7 protein-coding genes are annotated in these 7,096 nt (G+C 66.7%); 6 read left to right on the top strand and 1 reads right to left on the bottom strand.

From position 1 onward, the window contains the following. Positions 1–131: 131 nt before the first annotated feature. From DBV14_RS18815 to yfcF, 5 genes are all read left to right on the top strand, one after another. The gene (locus DBV14_RS18815) at positions 132–920 is read left to right on the top strand and encodes an enoyl-CoA hydratase/isomerase family protein (RefSeq protein WP_124460883.1); all 789 of its coding nucleotides are present in this window, start codon (positions 132–134) and stop codon (positions 918–920) included. Positions 921–950: 30 nt separating this feature from the next. Then, positions 951–1,622: a DUF4126 domain-containing protein gene (locus DBV14_RS18810; protein WP_124460881.1), complete on the top strand. Its 672-nt coding sequence runs from the start codon at positions 951–953 to the stop codon at positions 1,620–1,622. 110 nt (positions 1,623–1,732) lie between these two features. Continuing rightward, entirely contained in the window at positions 1,733–3,736 is a 2,004-nt protein-coding gene (locus DBV14_RS18805; protein WP_124460879.1) for an acetyl/propionyl/methylcrotonyl-CoA carboxylase subunit alpha, read from the top strand. 62 nt (positions 3,737–3,798) lie between these two features. Continuing rightward, positions 3,799–4,770, top strand: coding sequence for a DUF4349 domain-containing protein (locus DBV14_RS18800; RefSeq protein ID WP_124460877.1), 972 nt, complete (start codon positions 3,799–3,801; stop codon positions 4,768–4,770). An 82-nt stretch (positions 4,771–4,852) separates the two neighbouring features. Beyond that, on the top strand, positions 4,853–5,482 hold the full coding sequence (gene yfcF, locus DBV14_RS18795; RefSeq protein ID WP_124460875.1) for a glutathione transferase: 630 nt from the start codon (positions 4,853–4,855) through the stop codon (positions 5,480–5,482). A 22-nt stretch (positions 5,483–5,504) separates the two neighbouring features. On the opposite strand, the gene DBV14_RS18790 is transcribed toward yfcF, so the two are convergent. Beyond that, the gene (locus DBV14_RS18790; RefSeq protein WP_124460873.1) at positions 5,505–5,819 is read right to left on the bottom strand and encodes an EthD family reductase; all 315 of its coding nucleotides are present in this window, start codon (positions 5,817–5,819) and stop codon (positions 5,505–5,507) included. A 105-nt stretch (positions 5,820–5,924) separates the two neighbouring features. On the opposite strand from DBV14_RS18790, the gene DBV14_RS18785 reads away from it, so the two are divergent. After that, positions 5,925–6,845 carry a glyoxylate/hydroxypyruvate reductase A gene (locus tag DBV14_RS18785; protein WP_124460871.1) on the top strand — a complete coding sequence of 307 codons (921 nt, stop codon included), beginning with the start codon at positions 5,925–5,927 and terminating at the stop codon, positions 6,843–6,845. Positions 6,846–7,096 lie beyond the last annotated feature (251 nt).

The following is a 7,096-nucleotide window of genomic DNA, read 5'->3' as shown; positions in this document are numbered from 1 at the left end:
TCCCCGCAGCGAAATAAAGGAGGAGCGAAGCGGGGGACATTCGCGGAGGGGAGTACCCGGTGTCATTCGCACCCGTCCTGAATGAACCCGCGCCCGCCCGGAAAAAACGTAGAGCTCCACAAGCCACTGACATGACCTTCACGAAACTCAAACTGGAAATCGAAGGCCCCATCGCCCGCATCTGGCTCGACCAGCCCGAAGCCCGCAACGCCTTCGACGACATCGTCATCGCCGAGCTCACGCAGGCCTTCGCTGAAGCTGGCGCCGCGCAGCAGGTCAAGGCCATCGTGCTCGGTGCCAATGGACCGGCCTTCTGCGCAGGCGCCAACCTCAACTGGATGCGCCGCATGGCCGACTACACCCGCGACGAGAACATCGCCGACGCGGGCAAGCTTGCCGACATGCTGCGCACCATCGCCGAATGCCCCAAGCCCACCATCGCGCGCGTGCAGGGCGATGTGTACGCCGGCGGCATGGGCCTGGTGGCCGCGTGCGACATGGCCGTGAGCGTCGACACCGCTTGGTACTGCCTTAGCGAAGTCAAGATCGGCCTCGTGCCCGCGACCATCAGCCCGTATGTGCTGAGCGCGATGGGCACGAGGGCTTCGCAGCGCTACTTTCTGACGGCCGAGCGCTTCACCGCCGCCGAGGCGCACCGCATCGGCTTCGTGCATGAAGTGGTGGCCGCCGATGCACTGGACGCCAAGGTCGATGAACTGCTGAAGGCGTTGACCGGCGCAAGCCCCGCCGCCGTGCGCACTTGCAAGCAGCTGATCGCCGACGTGGCAGGCCGCGAGATCGACGATGCGCTGATCGCGAAGACCGTCGAAGGCATCGCCGACATCCGTTCGAGCGACGAAGGCCGCGAGGGCGTGCAGGCCTTCCTGCAGAAGCGCAAGCCTTCCTGGCTCGCGGGCTGACGACACCAACCAGGGACGCATCACACCATCATGAACGCACTCGATATGCCCCAGCTGATTGCACTGGCCGCGGCCATCGGCTGGGCCAGCGGCGTGCGTCTCTACCTGGTCGTGCTGCTGACCGGCGTGGTCGGCTACTTCGGCTGGGTGCCGCTGCCGAACGGGTTGCAGCTGCTGGCGCACCCGGTCGTGATCGCGGCGAGCGGCTTCATGGTGTTCATCGAGTTCTTCGCCGACAAGATTCCCGGTCTCGATTCGCTGTGGGACGTGGTGCACACCGCCATCCGCATCCCGGCCGGCGCGGCGCTGGCGGCCAGCGTGTTCGGCGCCGACCATGGAGTGATGGCCATCGTGGCGGCGCTGGTCGGCGGCGGCTTCGCGGCCACGGCGCATGCGGCCAAGGCCACCACGCGCGCGGCCATCAACACCTCGCCCGAACCCTTTTCCAACGTGGGCGCGTCGCTGGTCGAAGACACGATGGTGCCCGCGGGCCTGTGGCTTGCGGTGGCGCACCCCTTCGTTTTTCTCGTGCTGTTCGTGCTGGTGCTTGTGGCGAGCGTGTGGCTCATCCGCAAGAGCTGGCGTTTCCTCAAGGCGCTGTTCGGCCGCGTGGCCCGCATCTTCAGCGGCCGACCCGATCCGGGCGTGGTGCCCGCGTTTCAACTGAAAAAGAATCCTCCGGGAGACACTCCGAATGTTTAAGAAGATCCTGATTGCAAACCGCGGTGACCAGCCGCGAAGCGGCGCAGCGGCGAAGCCAAATTGCCTGGCACGCGCAGCGTGCGCAGGCGATTCCACCGCGAAGGCCCTCCATGTTTAAAAAAATCCTTATCGCTAATCGCGGTGAAATCGCCTGCCGCGTTGCCGCAACCGCGCGCCGCATGGCCGTTCGCACCGTGGCCGTGTATTCCGATGCCGACGCGCATGCCAACCACGTGCGCGCCTGCGACGAAGCCCTGCACATCGGCGGCAGCGCACCGAAAGACAGCTACCTGCGCTGGGAAAAGATTCTCGAAGCCGCCAAGGCCACGGGCGCGGAAGCGGTGCACCCGGGTTACGGCTTTCTCAGCGAGAACGAAGAGTTCGCGCAGGCCTGTGCCAAGGCCGGGCTGGTCTTCATCGGCCCGCCGCCCTCGGCCATCAAGGCCATGGGCCTGAAGGCCGAGTCGAAGCAGCTGATGGAAAAAGCCGGCGTGCCGCTGGTGCCCGGCTACCACGGCCACGACCAGGACCCGGCGCTGTTGCAGCGCGAGGCCGACCGCATCGGCTACCCGGTGCTCATCAAGGCCAGCGCCGGCGGCGGCGGCAAGGGCATGCGCGCGGTCGACAAGGCGGAAGACTTTGCCGCCGCGCTGGCGTCGTGCCAGCGCGAAGCCATCAACAGCTTCGGCGACGACGCGGTGCTGATCGAAAAATACGTGCAGCGCCCGCGCCATATCGAGATCCAGGTGTTCGGCGACACGCAAGGCAACTACGTCTACCTGTTCGAGCGCGATTGCTCCGTGCAGCGCCGCCACCAGAAGGTGCTCGAAGAGGCGCCCGCACCCGGCATGACCGAGTCCATGCGCAAGCAGATGGGCGAAGCGGCCGTGGCCGCGGCACGGGCCGTGAACTACGTGGGCGCGGGCACGGTCGAGTTCATCGTCGAGCAGCGCGAAGGCGGCGAAATGAATTTCTTCTTCATGGAGATGAACACGCGCCTGCAGGTGGAGCACCCGGTGACCGAAGCCATCACCGGTCTCGACCTCGTCGAATGGCAGCTGCGCGTGGCATCGGGCGAACCGCTGCCCGCCAAACAGTCGGAGCTGCAGATTCACGGCCATGCCATCGAGGCGCGCATTTGCGCCGAGAACCCCGACAACAACTTCCTGCCCGCCACCGGCACGCTGCGCGTGTACCGCAAGCCGCAAGCGACGGCCTTCCAGCGAAGCCGCGTGCGCATCGACGATGGCGTGCGCGAAGGCGGAGAAATCTCGCCCTTCTACGACTCGATGATCGCCAAGCTGATCGTGCACGGCAGCACGCGCGAAGAAGCGCTGGCCCGGCTCGACGCCGCACTGGCGCAGGTGCAGATCGTGGGCGTGTCGACCAACGTGCAGTTCCTGCGCGGCATCCTGGCGACGGAATCGTTCTCGAAGGCCAACCTCGACACCGCGCTGATCGAGCGCGAGCGCGCGGTGCTGTTCGACCGCGAGTCGCTGGGCCTGCCGCTGGCGGCGGCCGCCGCCATCACGCGCACGCTGGTCACCGAATGGCCCGCGAAGATGCCCGAGCCCTTTGCGCGCCGCGACGGCTGGCGCGCGCACGGCGAGTACCTGCGCCGCTTCGACTTCGAGTTTCGCGGTGCCGAGAAGATTGCCCTGCTGACCTACAAGCGCGACGGCAGCCTCTGGCTCGAAGCCGGCGGTGTCGAAGGCACGCTGGTCATCGGCCAGTTCCCCACGGGCGAGTTCGAGGTCGCGTTCGCGGGCAACCGCCAGACGCTCGACGTGCACGTCGACGGCGCCACGGCGCACGTGTTCGCATCGAAGGGCGCGACGAAGATCACCACCATCGACCGCCTCGCCCATGCGGGCGACACGCAGGCCGAAGGCGGCCGGCTCACGGCGCCGATGCCTGGCAAGGTCGTGTCCTTCGCGGTCAAGGCCGGCGACAAGGTCAGCCGCGGCCAGCCGCTGGCGGTGATGGAGGCCATGAAAATGGAGCACACCATCGCAGCGCCGGCCGACGGCACCGTGGAAGAACTGATGTTCGCGCCCGGCGAGCAGGTGGCCGAGGGCGACGAATTGTTGCGAATGGCCACTGCAACGGCTTAACCCCGTTGCGGGTTCTGGCCCGTATCAGCTGCGGTAGTCGTTCTTTTTTCCAAGGAATTCTCATGCCGCATCGCACGCCTTTCGTTTCGTTCCACCCTGTCCGCCGCTGCGCGGGCATCGCCTTGCTGGCCCTGGCGGCCGCGCTCACGCTGGCCGGTTGCGACCAGAAGAGGAATGCCGAGGCAACGGCCGGAGCACCACCGTCTCCCATGCAGGCCGCCGCAGGCTATGCCGGAGGCATGGCAATGAAGGAGCGGTCGCGCTCCGCGCCCTCGCCGGATGTCGAAGCGCCGGCCGTCGAGTCCGACCAGTCCTCGTCCCAATCGCAAGAGTCGCCGCTCCAGCGTTTTCTTGCCGTGCGGCAGGACCTGAACGTCGAGGTGCCGCCCGATCAACTGGCCGATGCCTGGGGCAAGGTGCGCGACCTGTGCGGCACGCTGAAGTGCGAGCTGCTGTCGTCGTCGCTGTTGCGCGAGACGCCGCAGCAACCCGGCAACGCCGTGCTCGAAATGCGCGTGGCGCCGGCCGATGTCGACAAGCTGCTCAACGGCCTGGCCGGCGTGGCCAAGGTGGTGTCGCAGAACACCACCAGCGAAGACAAGACCTCGGAAGTGATCGACGTCGAGGCGCGCATCAAGAACCGCACCGAGTTTCGCGACAGCCTGCGCCTGATGCTGCGCGACACCGTCACCAAGCGCACCATGGCCGACCTGCTGGCGATCCAGCGCACGCTGTCGGACACGCAGGCCGAGCTCGACGCCATTGCCACGCAGCGCAAGGTGCTGGCGCAGCAGACCAGCAAGCAGCACATCCAGATCCAGTTCACACCGGCCCGTGCGCTGGTGCAGGGCGGCCGCAGCTACAACCCGATGATGCATGCGCTGCGCGAGGCGGGTTCGGTGCTTGCAGAAAGCGTCGGCGCGCTCATCACCTTCCTTGCAGCGGTGCTGCCGTGGCTGCTGCTGGTGGTGCTGCCGGTTGGCTGGCTGGTGCGTGTGCTGTGGCGCCGCCGCCGTTCTTCCAAGGCTGCCTGAAGGCAACACAAGGCAGGCGCTGCGGTCGGGCAGGCGGGAGCGTCGCGCTTACAGTCAGGCCTCTACCCTGGAGGAGATTGCCTTGACCGACCCGCTTCGCCTGTACGTGGACGCGCAGTTCACCAGCCCCTATGCCATGTCGGTGTTCGTGGCGCTGCACGAGAAGAAATTGCCGTTCGACATGGTGACCGTCGACCTCGCGGCGCTCGAGCACCGGGGCACCGGTTTTTCGGACTTCTCGCTCACACAGCGCGTGCCGACGCTGCGGCATGGCGACTTCGCGCTGTCGGAGTCCTCCGCGATCACCGAGTACCTCGACGAGGTTTTCCCGGGCACCGCGCTGTATCCCTCGGAGCCGCGAAGCAAGGCAAGGGCGCGGCAGTTGCAGGCCTGGCTGCGCAGCGACCTGATGCCCATCCGGCAGGAGCGCGCGACTGACGTGGTGTTCTACCGGCCGTCGGGCACGCCGCTTTCAGCCGCGGCGCAGGCATCGGCCAGGACGCTCTTCGATTTTGCGGAAGCCCTGCTCCCCGCCGATGCGGAGAACCTGTTCGGCGAATGGTCCATCGCCGATGTGGACCTGGCGTTGATGCTGAACCGCTTGGTGCTGAACGGGGATGCCGTGCCGCCCAGGCTGGCTGCGTACGCGGGCCGGCAATGGCAGCGGCCTTCGGTGCAGCAGTGGGTGCGGCAGGCGCGCCCGGCGATCTGACCCGATGCGGGCGTGGGCGCTGTCAGCCCACCACCACTTCGCTGATCTGCATCACCGGCGCGATGTCGGTGTAGTTCTTCACGTCGCCCATGATCTCCTTCATGTGCGGCCCGAACGCCTTCTGGAAGGCCTCGACCGATTCGCTGAACACGTGGCACATGCCGACGTAGGTGGGTGGCGAGCCCGGCGCACCGCCGGCCAGTCCCTTGTCGATGGTGTACGACAGGCAGGCGTCGCCCATGCGTGCCTTGAGCAGCGGCATGTGCTTGTCGCGGTAGTAGGCGTGGTCGAAGCGGGCGTCGGCCACGTAGGGGTACATCACGCTGACTTTGATCATGGGGTTCGTCTCCTGGCTGTTGAGTGTTGATGACCGAGATGGAATCCGTCGAGCATAGGAGATGGCTCGCAGCGGAACAAGCCGCGGCCCCCTAAGATTCAGCCCATGCGAATCACCGTCTACCTTACCGACAACCGCCCAGACCCCTGGATCGAAGGCCTGAAGGCCGAACTCCCCGATGCCGTCATCGAAGCCTGGACGCCCGGCGCGCCGCAGGCCGACCATGGCGTGGTGTGGGCGCCGCCGCAGCAGTTCCTCGACGAGCAGCCGAAGCTGCGCGGGCTCTTCAACATCGGCGCGGGCGTCGATGCGCTGCTCAAGCTCAAAGTGCCGGCGCAGACGCGCATCGTGCGGCTCGACGATGCCGGCATGTCGGTGCAGATGGCCGAGTACGTCTGCCACACGCTGATCCGTCATTTCCGCGAGTTCGACGTGTACGAAGCCGACGCGCGTGAAGGCCGCTGGAGCTACCGCAAGCCGAAGCTGCGGCGCGATTTTCCGGTCGGCATCATGGGCCTGGGCGTGCTCGGCGAGCGGGTGGCGAAAGCTGTGGCGCAGTTCGAATTTCCGGTGCTGGGCTGGAGCCGGTCGGCAAAGGCGATCGACGGCGTGCAGGTGTTCAGCGGCGAAGCGCAGTTCGAGGAATTCCTGTCGTCGACGCGCGTGCTGGTGAACCTGCTGCCGCTGACCGAGGCGACGCGCGGCATCCTGAACCGCAAGACGCTGGGCAAGCTGAAGCCCGAGGGCTACCTGATCAGCATCGCGCGGGGCGGCCATCTGGTGGAAGAAGAGCTGATCCCGATGCTGGACGCGGGCGAGCTCGCGGGTGCGACGCTGGACGTGTTCCAGGTCGAACCGCTGCCGGCTGAACATGCCTTCTGGCGTCACCCGAAGATCACGGTGACGCCACACGGTTCGGCGCGAACGCTGCGCGAGGAATCCATCACCCAGATCGCCGGGAAGATCCGCGCGATGGAGCAGGGCCTGCCGGTGAGCGGCGTGGTCGACCCTTCGCGCGGGTACTGACGCCGTACCTTGCCGGCCTGAGTTTGGGGCCGGCTTCTTTGCTTGCGGTGGGACGGCTGCTTGCTTGTCTCGGCTCATTCAGGGCGCCGCTCACGCCGACGGCGTGCTCTGCTCCGCGAATGTCCCCCGCTTCGCTCCTCCTTTATTTCGCTGCGCGGAGCACCCGATGCCAGTCGCACGAGGGCGCTGCTCTCGCATTGGCCGATCAACGACCGCTCTGAAGGCGCTCGCGCCGATGGTGTGCTCTGCGC

This window comes from Variovorax sp. KBW07 (genome assembly GCF_003852515.1).
In the GTDB taxonomy this organism is placed as follows: Bacteria; Pseudomonadota; Gammaproteobacteria; order Burkholderiales; family Burkholderiaceae_C; genus Variovorax.
Note: the sequence above shows the minus strand (reverse complement) of the source record. Positions and strands in the feature narration are given on the sequence as shown.

Bases quoted from the DNA above. Each gene is read 5' to 3' on its own strand.
- DBV14_RS18790 (WP_124460873.1), bottom strand. From the start codon at position 5,819: ATGATCAAAGTCAGCGTGATGTACCCCTACGTGGCCGACGCCCGCTTC.
- DBV14_RS18785 (WP_124460871.1), top strand. From the start codon at position 5,925: ATGCGAATCACCGTCTACCTTACCGACAACCGCCCAGACCCCTGGATC.
- DBV14_RS18810 (WP_124460881.1), top strand. From the start codon at position 951: ATGAACGCACTCGATATGCCCCAGCTGATTGCACTGGCCGCGGCCATC.
- DBV14_RS18815 (WP_124460883.1), top strand. From the start codon at position 132: ATGACCTTCACGAAACTCAAACTGGAAATCGAAGGCCCCATCGCCCGC.
- DBV14_RS18805 (WP_124460879.1), top strand. From the start codon at position 1,733: ATGTTTAAAAAAATCCTTATCGCTAATCGCGGTGAAATCGCCTGCCGC.
- DBV14_RS18800 (WP_124460877.1), top strand. From the start codon at position 3,799: ATGCCGCATCGCACGCCTTTCGTTTCGTTCCACCCTGTCCGCCGCTGC.